A 17,883-nucleotide genomic window follows, 5' to 3' on the forward strand; every position below is an offset into this window, starting at 1 on the left:
CGAATCGTTCGCCTTGTAAAACGTTTTTGATGCGTTCATTATAATGGAAATACGTTCGATATGGCTAAAATGGTATGAAGAATCACCTCTCTTGCCTGAAAGGCGACACGATAAAAGCGATCGTCCTGGTCTGCCTCGCGGTGGGCGTGGTCGGCATGTCCTACGGCTCGCTGGCGATGGCCTACGGCTTCCCGCTGTGGGTGCCATTTGTCCTCTCCCTCACGGTGCTGGCAGGCGCATCCGAGTTTATGTTTATCGGCATCGTGGCGAGCGGCGGCAATCCGCTGGCGGCGGCCGCTGCGGGTTTACTGGTAAACGCGCGCCATGTGCCGTTCGGCGTGACGGTGCGTGACCTGGTGGGCAAGCGCGGCCTGAGCTTTCTGGGCTGTCATATCATGAACGATGAAAGCGTGGTGTTTGGCCTGTCGCAAAAAACCGCCGAGCAGCGTAAAGCGGCCTACTGGCTGTGCGGGTTAGGCGTGGCAATCATCTGGCCGCTGGGCGCGGTGCTGGGGGCGATGGTCGGCAAGCTACTGCCAGACCCGGAAACCATCGGGCTGGACGCGGTGTTCCCGGCGATCCTGCTGGCGTTAGTGGTGCCGGCATTTAAAAACCGCACCACGCTGATCCGCGCCTGTAGCGGCGCAGTGTTGTCGCTGGCCGCCGTACCGTTTGCGCCGGTTGGCCTGCCGGTGCTGCTCTCTTTGCTCGGCCTTGCCGCGAGGAAAAAATAATGGAAAACATGACGGTCTTTATTCTCGGCATCGCCATTCTTTCTGCCGGAACCTATCTGATGCGTCTCGGCGGGGCAAAACTCGGCAGCCGGCTGGCGCTTTCTGAACGGTCGCAGGCGCTGCTTTCAGATGCGGCTACCGTTTTGTTGTTCTCCGTCGCGCTGGCGACAACGTTTTATGAAGGGGACCATTTTGCCGGGATGGCGCGCGTGCTGGGGGTGGGGTTCGCGGTGTTTCTGGCCTGGCGCAAAATGCCGTTAATTGTGGTGATCGTCGCGGCGGCGGTGGTGACGGCGCTGCTGCGTCTGGCGGGCATAAACTAAAAAAGCGCCCCAGGGGCGCTCTTTCGACGGTACTGCGAAATTATTTGTTCAGTTCAGCGGTCATGTGTACGCGGTTACCGGTGAATGCCTGAGTAATTTTGTAGGATGACGCGCCCGCTTCCTGAGCCTGTGCGGCGATTTTAGCTTCTGCACCGTCCAGCGTAGAGGCGGATGCGGTCACAGTCTGCGCAGCGAAAGAACCGAAAGATGTAGCCAGAGCGATTACTGCGACAAAAGTTTTGATGCTTTTCATGAGATAAACCCTTTCGTTAAGTTGTCTAGATAAGGCACCGTGCCTTGATGAGATAAATACTAGACCTCATCATGAACAACTAAAAGCGGAAGGATTTGCTATACTCATTCAAAATTACTGATTAACAATTAATCGCTGCGGATGGGTGTAAATTGTCGCCCTGCCTGGCTTGCAGAACCCCACCAGCGTCAGGTTGCAGCGCTCCGCCACTTCAACCGCCAGCGTGGTTGCCGCTGACACCGCAAACAAAATTTCCACGCCGCACATGGCGGATTTTTGCACCATCTCGTAGCTGGCGCGGCTGGAAACGAGCGCGGCCCCTTGCTGCCAGACGTTGTTTTCCCGAGCGCGACGGCCCAGCAGCTTATCCAGCGCGACGTGGCGGCCAACATCTTCATGCCCGCCTGCAATGCTCCCCGACGGCAATACCCACGCCGCCGCATGCGTACAACCGCTGAGCTGGCCGATGGGCTGAACGTCATTCAGGTGCTCAAGCGCCCGATCAAGATGCGCCAGATTGAACGTCTGGGTGAACGGCAGCGGGATAATGGGTTTGCCGATATCGTTAAGCTGTTCAACACCGCACACGCCGCAGCCGGTACGTCCGGCCAGCGCCCGGCGGCGCTCTTTCAACGCCATAAAGCGGCGGCTGGAGAGTTCGATTTGCACTTCGAGACCGTTGCAAGCCGGTACGACGTCCATGCCGTAGATCTCCTGCGGATGCGCAATGATGCCTTCCGAGAGGGAGAAACCGATGGCGAACAGCTCGAGATCTTTCGGCGAGGCCATCATCACCACATGCGAAATCCCGTTGTAAACAAGGGCAACGGGGACCTCTTCCGCCAGAAAATCCGGCGTGGCATGTGAAATGTGAGGCGGTCTGTGTACCGACAGTTCCACAATGCCCGCAGGCAGTGGCGACGCGTGGGTAGCACGGTTTTGTTTAAACACGACGGTATTCCTGAACAACCACGGAAGTGAGCCTGCTATTGCACCACAAACAGCGGACCTTACGCATAGTATGGATCAACTTTTCAGCATCCATTCTCCTACTCAATTCGGAGGGGTGCAACCGGTCATCTGCTACACACCCTTAACATCCGCAGAGAGAAATGTGATTGATATCACACTTTATAATCAATGCCGTGATAATACGTTCACTTTGTTTTAACGCCGTTGGAACAGGCGTACCGACATTGTGGTATTCTGGGCTTATCCCTCGGAGAAATGAGGGATTAACGCAAATTTTTCTCCTTTGCGGTTAATTCTCAACCGCAAAGTAAAACTACATAGCAATGTCGTAATGAACCAAGGAGTGACCCATGCAGGTCAGCAGAAGGCAGTTCTTTAAGATCTGCGCTGGCGGTATGGCAGGCACCACGGCGGCGGCACTGGGCTTTGCGCCCGGCGTAGCGCTGGCGGAAACTCGGCAGTATAAACTGCTGCGCACCCGCGAAACCCGTAACACCTGTACGTACTGCTCCGTCGGCTGTGGGCTGTTAATGTATAGCCTCGGCGACGGTGCGAAAAACGCCAAAGCATCTATTTTCCACATCGAAGGCGATCCGGATCATCCGGTCAACCGTGGTGCGCTGTGTCCGAAAGGGGCCGGTCTGGTAGATTTTATCCACTCCGAAAGCCGCCTGAAGTTTCCTGAGTACCGTGCTCCCGGCTCTGACAAATGGCAACAAATCAGCTGGGAAGAGGCGTTCGATCGCATCGCTAAGCTGATGAAAGAAGACCGCGATGCCAACTTTATTGCGAAGAATGCCGAAGGCACCACCGTTAACCGCTGGCTCTCCACCGGCATGCTGTGTGCTTCAGCGTCCAGTAACGAAACCGGCTATTTAACCCAGAAATTTACGCGCGCACTCGGTATGCTCGCGGTCGACAACCAGGCGCGTGTCTGACACGGACCAACGGTAGCAAGTCTTGCTCCAACATTTGGTCGCGGTGCGATGACCAACCACTGGGTCGACATCAAGAACGCCAACCTTATTGTGGTGATGGGCGGTAACGCCGCTGAAGCGCACCCTGTCGGGTTCCGCTGGGCGATGGAAGCCAAAATCCACAACGGCGCGAAGCTGATTGTGATCGATCCCCGCTTTACGCGTACAGCGTCAGTGGCGGATTTCTACACCCCTATTCGTTCAGGTACTGACATCACTTTCCTGTCAGGCGTATTGCTGTACCTGATGACCAACGAAAAATATAACCGCGAGTACACCGAAGCCTATACCAACGCCAGCCTGATCGTGCGTGAGGATTACCACTTCGAAGATGGCCTGTTCAGCGGTTATGACGCCGAAAAACGCAGGTACGACAAAACCAGCTGGAACTACGAGCTGGACGAAAACGGCTTTGCGAAGCGCGACACCACCCTGCAACACCCGCGCTGCGTGTGGAACCTGCTGAAAGAGCACGTGTCCCGCTATACGCCAGAGGTTGTCGAAAACATCTGTGGGACGCCGAAGGCGGACTTCCTGAAGGTGTGCGAGCTTATCGCCGAAACCAGCGCCAAAGATAAGACCGCGTCGTTCCTGTATGCACTCGGCTGGACGCAGCACTCCATCGGCGCGCAGAACATCCGCACCATGGCGATGGTTCAGTTGCTGCTCGGCAACATGGGGATGGCAGGCGGCGGCGTTAACGCCCTGCGCGGTCACTCCAACATTCAGGGTCTGACCGACCTTGGCCTGTTGTCTCAGAGCCTGACGGGTTACATGAACCTGCCGAGCGAGAAACAGACCGACCTGCAAACCTATCTGATGGCCAGCACGCCAAAACCGCTGCTCGAAGGCCAGGTAAACTACTGGGGCAACTATCCGAAGTTCTTCGTCTCGCTGATGAAAGCCTTCTACGGCGACAAGGCGACGGCGGAAAACAGCTGGGGCTTTGACTGGCTGCCGAAGTGGGACAAAGGGTACGACGTCCTCCAGTACTTCGAAATGATGCACCAGGGCCAGGTCAACGGCTATATCTGCCAGGGCTTTAACCCGGTGGCGTCGTTCCCGAACAAGAACAAGGTTGTCGAGTCTCTGTCGAAACTGAAGTATCTGGTGACAATTGACCCGCTCAATACCGAAACCTCGACGTTCTGGCAGAACCACGGTGAGTCGAACGATGTCGACCCGTCGAAGATTCAGACCGAAGTGTTCCGTCTGCCGTCCACCTGCTTCGCGGAAGAGAACGGCTCTATCGTCAACTCTGGCCGCTGGTTGCAGTGGCACTGGAAAGGTGCGGACGCCCCGGGCATCGCCCTGAACGACGGCGAGATCCTGGCCGGTATCTTCTTACGCCTGCGTAAAATGTACGCGGCTGAAGGCGGCGCAACGCCTGAGCCGGTGCTGAACATGACCTGGAACTATTCGACGCCGGAAAACCCTGCGCCGGAAGAAGTGGCCATGGAGAGCAACGGTAAGGCGCTGGCGGACGTTATCGACCCGGCGACCGGCACCGTGCTGGCGAAGAAAGGCGATCAGCTCAGCACCTTCGCACACCTGCGTGACGACGGTACGACGTCAAGCGGCTGCTGGATCTTTGCCGGTAGCTGGACGCCGAAAGGCAACCAGATGGCCAACCGCGATAACGCCGACCCGTCGGGCCTCGGTAATACGCTGGGCTGGGCATGGGCATGGCCGCTTAACCGCCGCATCCTCTATAACCGTGCCTCTGCTGACCCGCAGGGCAACCCGTGGGATCCGAAGCGTCAGCTACTCAAGTGGGACGGCGCGAAATGGGGCGGCGTGGATATTCCGGACTACAGCACTGCCGCACCAGGCAGCGATGTCGGGCCGTTTATCATGCAGCCTGAAGGGATGGGGCGCCTGTTTGCTATCGATAAGATGGCGGAAGGTCCGTTCCCGGAACACTATGAGCCGTTTGAGACGCCGCTGGGTACTAACCCGCTGCACCCGAACGTGGTCTCTAACCCGGCAGCCCGTATCTTCAAGGGCGATTTTGAAGCGCTGGGTAAAAAGGACAAGTTCCCGTATGTCGGCACCACTTACCGTCTGACTGAGCACTTCCACTACTGGACCAAGCACGCGCTGCTGAATGCCATCGCGCAGCCGGAACAGTTTGTGGAGATCGGCGAGAAGCTGGCGGGCAAGCTCGGCATCGCCCATGGCGATACCGTGAAGGTCTCCTCTAACCGCGGCTACATCAAAGCCAAGGCGGTGGTGACCAAGCGTATTCGCACGCTGAACGTTCATGGTCAGCAGGTGGATACCATCGGCATCCCAATTCACTGGGGTTATGAGGGCGTGGCGAAGAAAGGGTTCATTGCGAATACCCTGACGCCGTTCGTCGGTGATGCGAACACGCAGACGCCGGAGTTTAAGGCCTTCCTCGTGAACGTGGAAAAGGTGTAACGGAGACGACTTATGGCTTATCAATCTCAAGACATTATCCGTCGTTCCGCGACTAACGGTTTCACGCCCGCGCCTCAGGCGCGGGACCACCAGCAGGAAGTGGCGAAGCTTATCGACGTGACCACCTGTATCGGCTGTAAAGCCTGTCAGGTGGCTTGTTCAGAGTGGAACGACATCCGTGACGAAGTGGGTCACAACGTCGGGGTGTACGACAACCCGGCGGACCTGACCGCCAAGTCCTGGACGGTAATGCGTTTCTCGGAAGTGGAACAGAACGACAAACTGGAATGGCTTATCCGCAAAGACGGCTGTATGCACTGTGCGGATCCGGGCTGCCTGAAGGCGTGTCCGTCAGAAGGGGCTATCATTCAGTATGCCAACGGCATCGTCGACTTCCAGTCTGAGCAGTGTATTGGCTGCGGCTACTGCATCGCGGGCTGTCCGTTCGACGTGCCGCGCATGAACCCGGAAGACAACCGCGTCTACAAATGTACGCTGTGCGTTGACCGCGTAAATGTCGGTCAGGAGCCAGCCTGCGTGAAGACCTGCCCAACCGGCGCTATCCACTTTGGCTCTAAAGAGGATATGAAAACGCTGGCGGCAGAGCGCGTGGGCGAGCTGAAAACCCGTGGTTACGATAACGCGGGCCTGTACGATCCGGCCGGGGTTGGCGGTACGCACGTGATGTACGTGCTGCACCACGCCGACAAGCCGAATCTGTACCATGGCCTGCCGGAGAACCCGGAAATCAGCGCCACCGTGAAGTTCTGGAAAGGTATCTGGAAACCGCTGGCCGCGGTCGGTTTTGCGGCCACCTTTGCAGCGAGCATCTTCCACTACGTCGGCGTTGGTCCGAACCGCGCGGAAGAGGAAGACGATAACCTGCATGAAGAGAAAGACGAGGTGCGCAAATGAGAAAACGTGACACCATCGTGCGCTACACCGCGCCGGAACGCATCAACCACTGGGTCACCGCCTTCTGCTTCATGCTGGCGGCGATAAGCGGGCTGGGGTTCTTCTTCCCCTCCTTCAACTGGCTGATGCAGATACTGGGCACGCCGCAGCTGGCGCGCATCCTGCACCCGTTCGTGGGTGTGGTGATGTTTGCCTCGTTTATCATCATGTTTTTCCGCTACTGGCACCATAACCTAATCAATCGGGATGATATCTTTTGGGCGAAGAATATTCGTAAGATCGTCGTCAACGAGGAAGTGGGTGATACCGGGCGTTATAACTTCGGCCAGAAATGCGTATTCTGGGCGGCGATTATCTTCCTGGTCCTGTTGCTGGTGAGCGGCGTGATCATCTGGCGTCCGTACTTTGCGCCTGCTTTCTCAATCCCGGTGATCCGATTTGCGCTGATGCTGCATTCATTTGCCGCAGTGGCGTTAATTGTGGTTATCATGGTGCATATCTACGCCGCCCTTTGGGTGAAAGGCACCATTACCGCGATGGTGGAAGGATGGGTAACCAGTACGTGGGCGAAGAAACATCACCCGCGCTGGTACCGTGAAGTCCGCCAGAAACAGGAAAAGTCATCTGAATGAGTATTCGCATAATCCCGCAAGATGAGCTGGGGTCGAGCGAGAAACGCACGGCGGATTATATTCCGCCGTTGTTGTTCCCCAGACTCAAGAACCTCTACAACCGCCGCGCAGAGCGTCTGCGCGAGCTGGCAGAGAACAACCCGCTGGGCGATTTTCTGCGTTTTGCCGCGCTGGTCGCCCATGCGCAGGAAGTGGTGCTATACGACCACCCGCTGCAAATGGATCTGACCGCACGCATCAAAGAAGCCAACGCGCAGGGCAAGCCGCCGCTGGACATTCACGTTCTGCCGCGCGACAAGCACTGGCATAAGCTGCTGCATTCGCTGATTGCCGAGCTGAAGCCCGAAATGAGCGGCACGGCGCTGGCGGTCATTGAGAACCTGGAAAAAGCCTCAGAGCAAGAGCTGGAAGAGATGGCGAGCGCGCTGTTTGCCTCCGACTTCTCGCTGGTGAGCAGCGATAAAGCGCCGTTCATCTGGGCTGCGCTGTCGCTCTACTGGGCGCAAATGGCGAGCCTGATCCCGGGTAAAGCCCGCGCTGAATATGGCGAAGCGCGCCAGTTTTGCCCGGTGTGCGGCTCAATGCCGGTCTCCAGCATGGTACAGATTGGTACGACGCAGGGGCTGCGCTACTTGCACTGCAACCTGTGTGAAACCGAGTGGCACGTGGTGCGCATCAAGTGCAGCAACTGCGAACAGACCCGCGATCTGAACTATTGGTCGCTGGAAAACGAAGACGCGGCGGTGAAAGCCGAAAGCTGCGGCGACTGCGGGACCTACCTGAAGATTCTGTATCAGGAAAAAGACCCGAAAGTCGAAGCGGTAGCCGACGATCTCGCCTCGCTGATCCTGGACGCGAAGATGGAGCAGGAGGGCTTTGCCCGTAGCTCGATCAACCCGTTCCTGTTCCCGGGGGAAGGGGAGTAATCTCCTGTGAGAATGCCGGGCGGCGCACGCTTGCCCGGCCTACAGGTGGTAAGGTGAAACGACCCCAGCAATACCCGAAAAGTCTTTCGTATTGCGCGAAATTAACGGACAGCTTCTGCTCTGAGCAGTAGCCAGAATAATGGCGTCAGGAAGCTTCATCCCGTGCTGTTCGCGAAGTAATACGCTTCTTTCAGCAATTTCCCTTGTTATATCAATAATTTCAAAGGCCCCCATCACGGCTGCCGTTTTTGCTTCTTGACCGTGCCTGCGAGCGCCCACCATTACTTCCATCCATGTGATGAGGCTAATGGCACGATGCGAAGCTGTGCGATCGATCGCATCCGCAGCCTCAACGTGGTTATTAAAAAGATCGATGAGGATATTGGTGTCATACACAGCCATGTGCTCCATCATTACCACTCCTCACGCAGCTTGCGTTCGTACTCAAGCCCATCTTCCTGCTGATTTCCCCACAGGCCAAGCGCTTCGCGGATAACCGATGAATTCTGCTGGTCGAGATACAGTTCTATGGCTTCCCGCAGCAGTTCGGCGCGCGGCCGGTTGCGCAACTGCTTCAGGTTATCCAGTCGTTGAATCACGTCATCAGACAAATCGATCAGTATTCTGCCCATAGTAAGGTCCGCCAAAAGACTCATATATCACCTTAGTATATCATCTACGGTTAATTTTCAGGCAATATATCCATAATTAAGACATGGTTAAAGAACATTGTTAAGGCAGTCACTGATTTTGCGAGCCGCTTTCCAGGACATTTATATCTTCAAATTCCTCTGTTTTCATCTTTAGTAAACCAGGCTATAAAACTGTATATAAATACAGCTTGAGGACGTAACCATGGCGCTGGAAAAGGGAATTGATAAGCTTGTACAAGATTTTATTGCAGCAGGGCGGCCTTCCTCGCGAAAGCAGAATATAGATGAACGGAGAGCCGGGTATGTTGCCAGCACAGCTCTGGCCGGGGAGACAGAAACTCGTGTCCAGGTTGAAACGCTTGTTCTTGAGGAGATGACCTTTCGGCTATTTTCGCCTGTCATTGCCCCTGAAACGTTACCTTGTGCCCTCTACTATCATGGCGGTTGTTTTGTCAGCGGTGGGTTTGAAACCCATGATAATCAGCTTCGCCAACTGGCGTTTTACGGTAACTGTCGGGTCATTGCGGTTCAGTACAGACTCGCACCCGAGCATACCTTCCCCGCTGCGCATGACGATGCAGAGAGAGCGGCAGATCTTGTCTGGCAAAATGCAGAACAATTAGGTGTGGATAAAAACCGGATTACACTTTGTGGAGACAGTGCGGGAGGGCATTTTGCGCTGGTAACGTCATTGCGGCTTAAGGCCAAAGGTCTCTGGGATCCCGCACAGCTCATTCTTATCTACCCCATGCTCGACGCTACGGCCAGTTTTGAAAGCTATACCCTCAATGGCATGGACTACGTAATTACTCGCGATACCCTTTTGAGCGGCTATGAAATGTATCTGGATAAAGCTTACCGTCAGCATCCTGAAGTCAGCCCACTGTGGCGCAACGACTTTAGCGGTCTGCCGAAGGTCCATATTGTTACCGCTGAGTATGATCCGTTACGCGACGAAGGCGAGGCGCTTTATCAGCGCCTCACGGAGCAAGGCGTGAAGTGTACCGCTCAACGATGGCGGGGTGTAATTCACGGCTTCTTCCAGTTGGGTGGAATTAGCCAGTCAGCGCGAGACGTTATGCGAGATATTGCCTGGCGCATTAACCATGCCGGACGAGAGTGAGAAGGAGACTACTCCTCCTCGTTCCCGCCCTCTTCATACGCGCCATACGGCTTCGCAGGCAGAACGATATAGGTGCCTTCAAACACCGCGCCCGGCGTTTCATCGCCGAACAGCTCAACCTGCATTTGTACGCGTGCTTTACGCCCACGCGCCAGACGGTCGAGATCGCCGCCCAGTGCGCCCAGGTCAGCTACCGCGCTCGGCTTGCCGCTGATCGGCGCGCTGTAGCGGATATGGGCATCGGCCAGAATAATGGTGCCGCCGAGATGACGTTCGCGCAGCATCAGCCAGATCAGTCCCCAGCCGGTGAGCGTGGCGAGTGAAAACAGGCTACCAGCAAACAGGGTATGGTGTGGGTTCTGGTTGCCGGTTTCCGGCATGGTGGTTATAAATTTTTGCCCGGTATATTGCTGAATACGCACGCCCATTTTTTCACTGAGCGGAATGTGCTGATACCACGCCTGCTGGAGCTGCCCGCACCAGTCGGCACGATGGAGAATATCGTCCAGGGTGGCGATGGGTTTGATCATCAAAAAGTGACGAATCGGCGTAGTTTGCGGGGCGGTGATTTCCCCCTGATTCACGAAACCAAGCTTGGCAAAGAACTCAACGGCATCTTCACGGGCGCTACAGGTGACGCGCTTGACCCCTTCCTGACGGGCGACGGATTCCAGCGTCATGGCCATCAGCGTTCCAAGGCCTTTGTCCTGCACGGAGGGGTGAACGGCCATAAAGCGGATTGAAGCTTCGTTGTCGGCATTGATATACAGACGCCCCACGGCAACCAGATTGCCCTCTTCATCAACCACCATCTGGTGGTGCGCCATCGCGTCCCAGGCGTCGCGTTCAGACCCTTTCGGTTGATGCAGTGGCTTGCGCAGCATTTCCCAGCGGAAATGGTAATATACCTCTAACTCTTCTTCCGTTTGCGGTACTCGAAGGTGATACATAGCTGTACTCTCTCTTGTTACCCGCGGCCAGGCCGCCAGTTGGCTCATACCTGGAGCCAGAATGTGACGGGGCCATCGTTCACCAGCGAAACCTGCATATCCGCAGCGAATCGTCCGGTTTGTGTATTCATGTCCTGTTGGCGACAGCGCTCAACAAAGTACTCGTAAAGGGCTTCTGCGCGATCCGGTGCCGCGCCCTTCGAAAAACTCGGCCGCATGCCGCGTTCGGTATCCGCAGCCAGCGTAAACTGGGACACCACCAGCACGCTGCCGCCCGCCTGCTGAACGTTCAGGTTCATCTTGCCTTCCGCATCGCTGAAAATGCGGTAGCCCAGCACGCGCTCACACAAGCGGTTGGCTTTTTGTTCGTCGTCATCCTTTTCGACACCCAGGAGCACCAAAAGTCCTGGGCCGATTTCACCCGTCACCTCATCCGCCACGGTGACGCTGGCACGGGTTACGCGCTGAATCAATGCAATCATGGTTGGTCTGCTTCTTGTTGTTTTTCAGCTTCTGCTGCTTTTTTAAGTTCGCGGTAGACCCCGAGAGTGACAGTTATTTCGGCGCCAAGCAAGACGATGCACCACGTCCAGTAGACCCAGACAAACAAAATGGGGATCACCGCCAGTACGCCGTAAATCAGCTGATAAGAGGGGAACATGGTGATATAAAGCGCGAATCCTTTCTTGCCCAACTCAAAGAGCAACGCCGCGACCAGCGCACCCACCACGGCATCACGGTTGGGTACGCGCGTAGTTGGCACCACGCTATAAAGCAGCCAGAACGAAAGCCACGATAAAATCAGCGGGAAGATGCGCAGCACGTTATCGATCACGCTGTTTAAATCGCTCGCCCAGCGCAGCGAAAGAAGGTAGGAGCTGATCGCCAGGCTCGCCCCCGCCAGCAAGGGGCCGAGGGTTAAAATCATCCAGTAGACGGCAAAGGAATAGACCTTTGGGCGGACTTTTTTGCTCCGCCAGATAGTGTTGAGCGCACTGTCGATGGAGTACATCAGCAGCAGCGCGGTAACAATAAGCCCACACGCCCCCACCGCCGTCATCTTGCTGGAGTTAGCGACAAACTGTTCAATGTAGTTCTGGATCACATCGCCGGTGGCAGGAATAAAGTTTGCGAAAACAAAATGGCGAAGCTGCATGCTCACATCGGCAAACATCGGAAACGCCGAAAAAAGCGCAAAAATTACCGCCACCAGCGGAACCAGCGAGAGCAAGGACACGTAAGCGAGATTGCCCGCCAGCGTGGTCATGTTGTCCTCATCAATGCGATGCCAGAGGAGTTTCAGCCACGCCCTCAGCGGGCGCGTGTGGTGATTGGCTTTTTGATGAACGGTTTTTAGCATAACTGCTTCGCAAAGTAGTTCGGTATCGTCTCTTTTCCGGTCACCAGAATGGAGGTGATACCTAACTGATTAGCCCCTTCTATATTATCGGCGTTGTCGTCAAAAAAGACCGCATCCGCTGCCGTGAATCCTTCTTCCTGCAATACCGCCTGATAGATGCGCGCCTCAGGTTTACGCATCCCCATCTCCTGGGAGAGATACACTTTATCTGCCGCCGCGTGAATTTCCGGGTATTCATCCGGCCAGAAGGTGGTATGCAGGCGGTTGGTATTAGACAGCACGACAACGCGATGCCCCTGCTCGCGCAGCTTGTGCATGATGTCGATCACTTCGGGGCGGATCGCGACAAATATGGCCTGCCAGCCGTGGGAAAATTGCTCGTAGCTTAACGAGAGACCCATTTCCTGACAGAAACGCTCTGCGAACGCTTCGTCGCTGAGCTCACCGCGCTCGTGCAAATGGAAAGTCTCACCCATCGCGAAATTCTGCTTTAACGTCGCCAGCGGAACACGGCTAAAATCGCTCCATGCGCCCAGCACCCGGTTAAAATCGATATCGACGATTACATTTCCTAAGTCAAAGATATAAAGCATGTTTATCTCCTTTCGCCGTGGAAAAGTAACTGTAGCGGGAAAGAGAAAGTTTAGCTATGCGCCAGATTCAGCTTAAAGAAAGGAAAGGCCCGAATCGCAATATCGGGCCATAAGACGATCAGACAGCCTGCTGCTCTTCTCCGGAATTCACTTCGACAACCTCAACCTTGCTGGATTTTAGGTGACTTTGCAGCGCCGGGCCGGGCAGCTCATCGGTGAACAGTGCCGTCGCCTGCGCCACGTTGCCAATTTCAACCGCCGCGGAGGCGTGGTATTTCGTATGATCGGCCGCCAGTAAAATGTGGCGGGAGTGGGCAATCATGGTTTTCACCACGCTGGCTTCGTTAACGTCAAATTCCATCATCGCGCCGTCGTGCTCTATCGCCCCCACGCTGGTCACGAGGTAGTCCGCCCGGAAGCCAGACACAAACGCCGTTGCCGCAGGCCCGATAATGCCGCCGTTATGCGGGCGCAGCGTACCGCCAGGTACCATCACCTCAAAACGCGGGTTCTTATAAAGAATGTGCGCCACCCGCAGGCTGTTGGTGATGATGCGCAGATGATTATGATTAAGCAGTGCCCGGGCAACGTGCTCCACGGTCGTCCCGATAGTGATAAAGATGGTCGAGCCATCCGGGATATAGTCCGCAATCGCTTCGGCAATCGCCCGTTTCTCTTCGGTAAGCGAAACTTCACGCTGTTCGAACGCCGTATTGACCACGCTGGATGCCCTGCCCGCACCGCCGTGATGACGGGTGATCAGCCCCTGCTCGCTAAGCTTGCGGATATCCCGGCGCACGGTTTGCGTCGACACATCCAGCAGCTGCGCCAGTTCATCAATGTTCATATAGCCGCGATCGGCAATCAGCGTCAGCAGCTGATCGTGACGCGGGTTGCCGGTCAGTTCGGTAAGGCTCATGGGCTGTCCTCTGAAAACCATCACGCCCCGCATTTTATACAAAAAGTGACAAAAAAGAGCGGGTTTGATCACAGTCGGGTATACCCGCGCGCCCGCCGGGCTTTGTGCATTTCAGTGCTGCGACGGCGCTGGCAAAACGCACGGCGTCTGCGGCGGGCAATTTCTGCCCCAGGCTGACCGCCAGCGCACCGTGGAACACGTCGCCCGCGCCGGTGGTATCAATGACCTTCACTTCAAAACCAGGCTGATGACATAGCGCGCCGTTTTCCAGCCAGAAACAGCCGTCTCGCCCCTGCGTGACATACACATGTCCATTTGTGAGCATTTGTGCTTTTTTTAATGCGTCTTCTGTTTCATCCAACTGCGTTAAACGCCGCAGTCCCGGCGCAGAGAAGGCCGCGTGATCGCTTAAGGCGATCAGCTCCGCGATATCCTGCGGGGTAACATCCGCATCCAGCAACGTCGGAACGCCCTGCTGACGGGCCAGGGTAAATGCCTGTTTTGCCCCGTCATGCCAGCGCACGTCGGCTAAGACAATGTCCCACTGAGAGAAGTCGATTTCATGCAGCCAGCCTGCCTCGGCGGGCAGATCGGGGCTGGGGTAGTTGGCAATCACTCTTTCCCCACCTGCATCCACCAGCACCGCCGATTGCGACGATCGGGCCCCCTTAACTACGCGCGTATAGCGGGTGTTCACCCCCAGGGATTCCAGCTCCGCAAGCAACCGTCTGCCGGTATCGTCGTCCCCCACCCGACCAATAAAATCCACTTCCGCGCCCAGTTTCGCGGCTGCCACTGCCGCCGTTGCCGCCGGGCCGCCGCCCACTTCCGTGTAGTCTTTTGCGACATATTTCCCACCTTCTTTTGGTAAATCATCGAGATACCAGATGCGATCCAGCACGGTAATGCCGACACAAACGATGCGAGTCATGGTGATTCCTTCTGCGATTTCTGATGCCTTCATTTTAATTTCACCAAATGTTTAAAAAGTGACCCGTGTCAATTTTTTGACTATAAATTACAAATACGATCAAAAACAGACACCACAAACGCGCAAAAATTGACACGATGTGACAGGAGAGAGGCATGTCAGCAATCGCATTTATCGGTTTAGGACAGATGGGCGCGCCCATGGCGAAGAATCTGTTGAAACAGGGCCACCAGCTTAACGTTTTTGATGTGAACCCGCAGGCGGTTCAGGCGCTGGTAGAGAGCGGCGCCCGGGCGGCGGCAACGCCCGCACAGGCAGCAACGGATGCCGAATTCGTGATCACTATGCTGCCAAACGGCGACCTGGTGCGCAGCGTGCTGTTCGGCGAGCACGGCGTGTGCGAAGGGTTGTCCCGCGACGCGCTGGTCATTGATATGTCCACCATTCACCCGCTGCAAACCGACGCGCTGATCCGCGACATGGCTGAGCAAGGCTTCAGCCTGATGGACGTGCCCGTCGGGCGCACCTCTGATCATGCCATCGCCGGTACGCTACTCCTGCTGGCAGGCGGCACGGCAGAGCAGGTTGAGCGCGCCACCCCCGTCTTAATGGCGATGGGTAATGAACTGATTAACGCCGGCGGGCCGGGAATGGGCATCCGCGTCAAGCTCATCAATAACTACATGAGCATCGCCCTGAACGCCCTTTCCGCCGAGGCCGCCGTACTGTGCGAAGCGCTTGGCCTCTCCTTTGACGTGGCGCTCAAGGTGATGAGCGGCACACCTGCGGGCAAAGGCCACTTCACCACGTCATGGCCGAACAAGGTGCTGAAAGGGGATCTTTCACCCGCCTTCATGATCGACCTTGCGCATAAGGATCTGGGGATCGCCCTCGACGTGGCCAACCAGCTGCATGTCCCAATGCCGCTGGGCGCGGCTTCACGAGAAGTTTACAACCAGGCACGCGCCGCCGGGCGCGGGCGCGAAGACTGGACAGCCATTCTTGAACAGGTTCGCGCATCTGCCGGGCTGAAAAAATCACACTGATACGAAAGGACTGAGGAATGACGATGTACACCCTGAAAGATATCACCCGACCTTCCGGCGGTTTTGCGATGCTGGCCGTGGATCAGCGCGAAGCGATGCGCCTGATGTTTGCGGCGGCAGGCGCGCCGGTACCGGTAACCGACCAGCACCTGACGGATTTTAAAGTCAACGCGGCAAAAATTCTGTCGCCGTACGCCTCTGCCATTCTCGTCGACCAGCAGTTCTGCTATCGCCAGATTGTCGAGCAGCAGGCCGTGGCCAAAAGCTGCGCGATGATTGTGGCAGCCGACGAGTTTATTCCGGGGAACGGTATTCCGGTCGACAGCGTGGTGATCGACAAGAGCATTGACGCGCAGGCGGTCAAACGCGACGGCGGCAAGGCGCTGAAGCTGCTGGTGCTGTGGCGCAGCGATGAAGATCCGCAGCAGCGCCTGGAGATGGTGAAAGCGTTCAATACGCTGTGCCACGATAACGGTCTGTTGAGCATTATCGAGCCGGTTGTGCGTCCACCGCGCCGCGGCGCCGCGTTTGACCGCGAGCAGGCGATTATCGATGCGGCCAAAGAGCTGGGCGACAGCGGTGCCGACCTCTACAAAGTGGAAATGCCGCTGTTTGGTAAGGGCACGCAGCACGAGCTATTGACGGCCTCGCAGAAGCTGAACGAGAACATCGCCATGCCGTGGGTGATCCTCTCCTCCGGCGTGGACGATAAGTTATTCCCGCGCGCGGTGAGCGTGGCGATGCAGGCGGGGGCATCGGGCTTTTTAGCCGGTCGCGCCGTCTGGTCCTCTGTGATTGGCCTGCCGGACACCGAGCTGATGCTGCGTGATATTTCCGTACCAAAACTTCAGCGTCTGGGTGAGATCGTCGACGAAATGATGGCTCGCCGTTAAGAAAGGATCCGAACATGAAATGGTTTAATACCCTGAGCCATAACCGCTGGCTCGAACAAGAGACCGACCGCATTCTTGATTTCGGTAAAAACGCCGCCGTACCGACCGGCTTTGGCTGGCTGGGCAATAACGGGCAGGTGCGTAGCGATATGGGCACCCATCTGTGGATCACCGCCCGCATGCTGCACGTTTACGCGGTGGCGGCGAACATGGGACGTCCTGGTGCGTACGCCCTGGTTGAGCACGGCATTAATGCCCTGAACGGTCCGCTGCGCGACAAGCAGCACGGTGGCTGGTACGCCTGCGTAAACGATGAAGGCGTGATTGATGCGTCCAAGCAGGGCTATCAGCATTTCTTCGTCCTGCTGGGCGCGGCGAGCGCCGTCACCACCGGCCATCCGCAGGCACGCAAGTTGCTGGACGACGCCATCGAGGTGATTGAGCGCTACTTCTGGAGCGAACAGGAGCAGATGTGCCTGGAGTCCTGGGATGAAGCCTTCAGCAAAACGGAAGATTACCGCGGCGGTAACGCCAACATGCACGCCGTGGAAGCTTTCCTCATCGTCTATGACGTGACCCACGACCGTAAATGGCTCGACCGCGCCCTGCGCATCGCCTCGGTGATTATTCACGACGTGGCGCGCAAAGGGGAGTACCGCGTTAACGAGCATTTCGACACCAACTGGAACCCGATCCGCGATTACAACATTGATAATCCCGCCCACCGCTTCCGCGCCTACGGCGGCACGCCGGGGCACTGGATTGAGTGGGGTCGCCTGATGCTGCACCTGCGCGCCGCGCTGGAAGCCCGCTTTGAAACCCCGCCGGAATGGCTGCTGGAAGATGCGAAAGGACTGTTCCACGCCACTATCCGCGACGCCTGGGCACCCGACGGGGCCGATGGCTTTGTCTACTCCGTGGGCTGGGACGGCAAGCCAATCGTCCGCGAACGCGTGCGCTGGCCAATCGTCGAAGCGATGGGTACGGCTTACGCGCTCTACACCGTCACCGGTGAGGCGCAGTACGAAGCCTGGTATCAGAAGTGGTGGGATTACTGCATCAAGTACCTGATGGATTACGAAAACGGTTCATGGTGGCAGGAGCTGGACACCAATAACGAAGTGACCACCAAAGTCTGGGACGGCAAGCAGGATATTTACCATCTGCTGCACTGCCTGGTGATCCCCCGCCTGCCGCTGGCGCCGGGCTTAGCGCCTGCCGTAGCCGCCGGATTACTGGATAGCCTGGCCAAATAATAA

General features: G+C 56.6%; 20 protein-coding genes. 10 read left to right on the forward strand and 10 right to left on the reverse strand.

Translation table 11 applies throughout. The features are described from left to right. Positions 1-74 precede the first annotated feature (74 nt). Together L3069_RS22270 and L3069_RS22275 are read left to right on the forward strand one after the other, a co-directional pair. Positions 75-734 (forward strand): AzlC family ABC transporter permease, encoded by a 660-nt coding sequence (locus tag L3069_RS22270; RefSeq protein ID WP_003861971.1) that lies wholly within the window; start codon positions 75-77, stop codon positions 732-734. Next, entirely contained in the window at positions 734-1,057 is a 324-nt protein-coding gene (locus L3069_RS22275; protein WP_022649832.1) for an AzlD domain-containing protein, read from the forward strand. Before L3069_RS22270 ends, L3069_RS22275 begins: the two co-directional genes overlap by 1 nt. Positions 1,058-1,097: 40 nt before the next feature. On the opposite strand, the gene L3069_RS22280 is transcribed toward L3069_RS22275, so the two are convergent. Together L3069_RS22280 and fdhD are read right to left on the reverse strand one after the other, a co-directional pair. After that, entirely contained in the window at positions 1,098-1,310 is a 213-nt protein-coding gene (locus tag L3069_RS22280; RefSeq protein WP_003861966.1) for a DUF1471 domain-containing protein, read from the reverse strand. A 114-nt stretch (positions 1,311-1,424) separates the two neighbouring features. Continuing rightward, positions 1,425-2,261, reverse strand: a complete 837-nt coding sequence (gene fdhD, locus L3069_RS22285; protein ID WP_023298918.1) for a formate dehydrogenase accessory sulfurtransferase FdhD — start codon at positions 2,259-2,261, stop codon at positions 1,425-1,427. Between the two features lie 371 nt (positions 2,262-2,632). On the opposite strand from fdhD, the gene fdnG reads away from it, so the two are divergent. Genes fdnG through fdhE form a run of 4 tightly spaced genes read left to right on the forward strand, consistent with a single transcriptional unit; the run spans position 2,633 to position 8,156 of the window. Continuing rightward, positions 2,633-5,683: a formate dehydrogenase-N subunit alpha gene (gene fdnG, locus L3069_RS22290; protein WP_094948451.1), complete on the forward strand. Its 3,051-nt coding sequence runs from the start codon at positions 2,633-2,635 to the stop codon at positions 5,681-5,683. Positions 5,684-5,695: 12 nt separating this feature from the next. Further along, on the forward strand, positions 5,696-6,598 hold the full coding sequence (gene fdxH, locus L3069_RS22295) for a formate dehydrogenase subunit beta (RefSeq protein ID WP_003861960.1): 903 nt from the start codon (positions 5,696-5,698) through the stop codon (positions 6,596-6,598). Then, positions 6,595-7,230 (forward strand): formate dehydrogenase cytochrome b556 subunit, encoded by a 636-nt coding sequence (gene fdoI / locus L3069_RS22300; RefSeq protein WP_006808711.1) that lies wholly within the window; start codon positions 6,595-6,597, stop codon positions 7,228-7,230. The genes fdxH and fdoI overlap by 4 nt, the downstream gene beginning before the upstream one ends. Then, a complete protein-coding gene (gene fdhE / locus L3069_RS22305) occupies positions 7,227-8,156 on the forward strand; it encodes a formate dehydrogenase accessory protein FdhE (RefSeq protein WP_022649835.1) in 930 nt (309 codons plus the stop codon). The genes fdoI and fdhE overlap by 4 nt, the downstream gene beginning before the upstream one ends. A gap of 39 nt (positions 8,157-8,195) precedes the next feature. On the opposite strand, the gene L3069_RS22310 is transcribed toward fdhE, so the two are convergent. Next, positions 8,196-8,567, reverse strand: a complete 372-nt coding sequence (locus L3069_RS22310) for a type II toxin-antitoxin system VapC family toxin (protein ID WP_080298797.1) — start codon at positions 8,565-8,567, stop codon at positions 8,196-8,198. Positions 8,568-8,569: 2 nt separating this feature from the next. Then, positions 8,570-8,812: a ribbon-helix-helix protein, CopG family gene (locus L3069_RS22315; RefSeq protein WP_023298920.1), complete on the reverse strand. Its 243-nt coding sequence runs from the start codon at positions 8,810-8,812 to the stop codon at positions 8,570-8,572. A gap of 199 nt (positions 8,813-9,011) precedes the next feature. Between L3069_RS22315 and L3069_RS22320 the strand changes: the two genes are divergently transcribed. Then, on the forward strand, positions 9,012-9,932 hold the full coding sequence (locus L3069_RS22320) for an alpha/beta hydrolase (protein ID WP_038416944.1): 921 nt from the start codon (positions 9,012-9,014) through the stop codon (positions 9,930-9,932). An 8-nt stretch (positions 9,933-9,940) separates the two neighbouring features. Here the strand turns inward: L3069_RS22320 and fabY are convergent, their stop codons facing one another. The 6 genes from fabY to L3069_RS22350 all read right to left on the reverse strand — a co-directional run bounded on the left by fabY (position 9,941) and on the right by L3069_RS22350 (position 14,685). Beyond that, positions 9,941-10,882: a fatty acid biosynthesis protein FabY gene (gene fabY / locus L3069_RS22325; protein WP_022649838.1), complete on the reverse strand. Its 942-nt coding sequence runs from the start codon at positions 10,880-10,882 to the stop codon at positions 9,941-9,943. Positions 10,883-10,926: 44 nt separating this feature from the next. Further along, the gene (dtd, locus tag L3069_RS22330) at positions 10,927-11,364 is read right to left on the reverse strand and encodes a D-aminoacyl-tRNA deacylase (RefSeq protein WP_015569909.1); all 438 of its coding nucleotides are present in this window, start codon (positions 11,362-11,364) and stop codon (positions 10,927-10,929) included. Then, positions 11,361-12,242, reverse strand: coding sequence for a virulence factor BrkB family protein (locus tag L3069_RS22335; protein WP_023298923.1), 882 nt, complete (start codon positions 12,240-12,242; stop codon positions 11,361-11,363). Before L3069_RS22335 ends, dtd begins: the two co-directional genes overlap by 4 nt. Next, on the reverse strand, positions 12,236-12,835 hold the full coding sequence (yihX, locus tag L3069_RS22340) for a glucose-1-phosphatase (RefSeq protein WP_023315056.1): 600 nt from the start codon (positions 12,833-12,835) through the stop codon (positions 12,236-12,238). The genes L3069_RS22335 and yihX overlap by 7 nt, the downstream gene beginning before the upstream one ends. Before the next feature lie 118 nt (positions 12,836-12,953). Then, positions 12,954-13,754: a DeoR/GlpR family DNA-binding transcription regulator gene (locus L3069_RS22345; RefSeq protein WP_038416949.1), complete on the reverse strand. Its 801-nt coding sequence runs from the start codon at positions 13,752-13,754 to the stop codon at positions 12,954-12,956. A gap of 34 nt (positions 13,755-13,788) precedes the next feature. After that, entirely contained in the window at positions 13,789-14,685 is an 897-nt protein-coding gene (locus L3069_RS22350) for a sugar kinase (protein ID WP_038416951.1), read from the reverse strand. 155 nt (positions 14,686-14,840) lie between these two features. Here L3069_RS22350 and yihU point away from each other — a divergent pair, with 155 nt between their 5' ends. From yihU to yihS, 3 genes are read left to right on the forward strand one after another with little or no spacing between them, the layout of a single operon-like run. Further along, positions 14,841-15,731 (forward strand): sulfolactaldehyde 3-reductase, encoded by an 891-nt coding sequence (yihU, locus tag L3069_RS22355; RefSeq protein WP_022649844.1) that lies wholly within the window; start codon positions 14,841-14,843, stop codon positions 15,729-15,731. Positions 15,732-15,748: 17 nt separating this feature from the next. Beyond that, positions 15,749-16,624, forward strand: a complete 876-nt coding sequence (gene yihT / locus L3069_RS22360) for a sulfofructosephosphate aldolase (protein ID WP_038416952.1) — start codon at positions 15,749-15,751, stop codon at positions 16,622-16,624. Between the two features lie 14 nt (positions 16,625-16,638). After that, a complete protein-coding gene (gene yihS, locus L3069_RS22365) occupies positions 16,639-17,880 on the forward strand; it encodes a sulfoquinovose isomerase (protein ID WP_022649846.1) in 1,242 nt (413 codons plus the stop codon). Positions 17,881-17,883 lie beyond the last annotated feature (3 nt).

Origin of the sequence: Enterobacter cloacae complex sp. ECL411, assembly GCF_021869665.1 — a bacterium.
GTDB lineage: Bacteria > Pseudomonadota > Gammaproteobacteria > Enterobacterales > Enterobacteriaceae > Enterobacter > Enterobacter intestinihominis.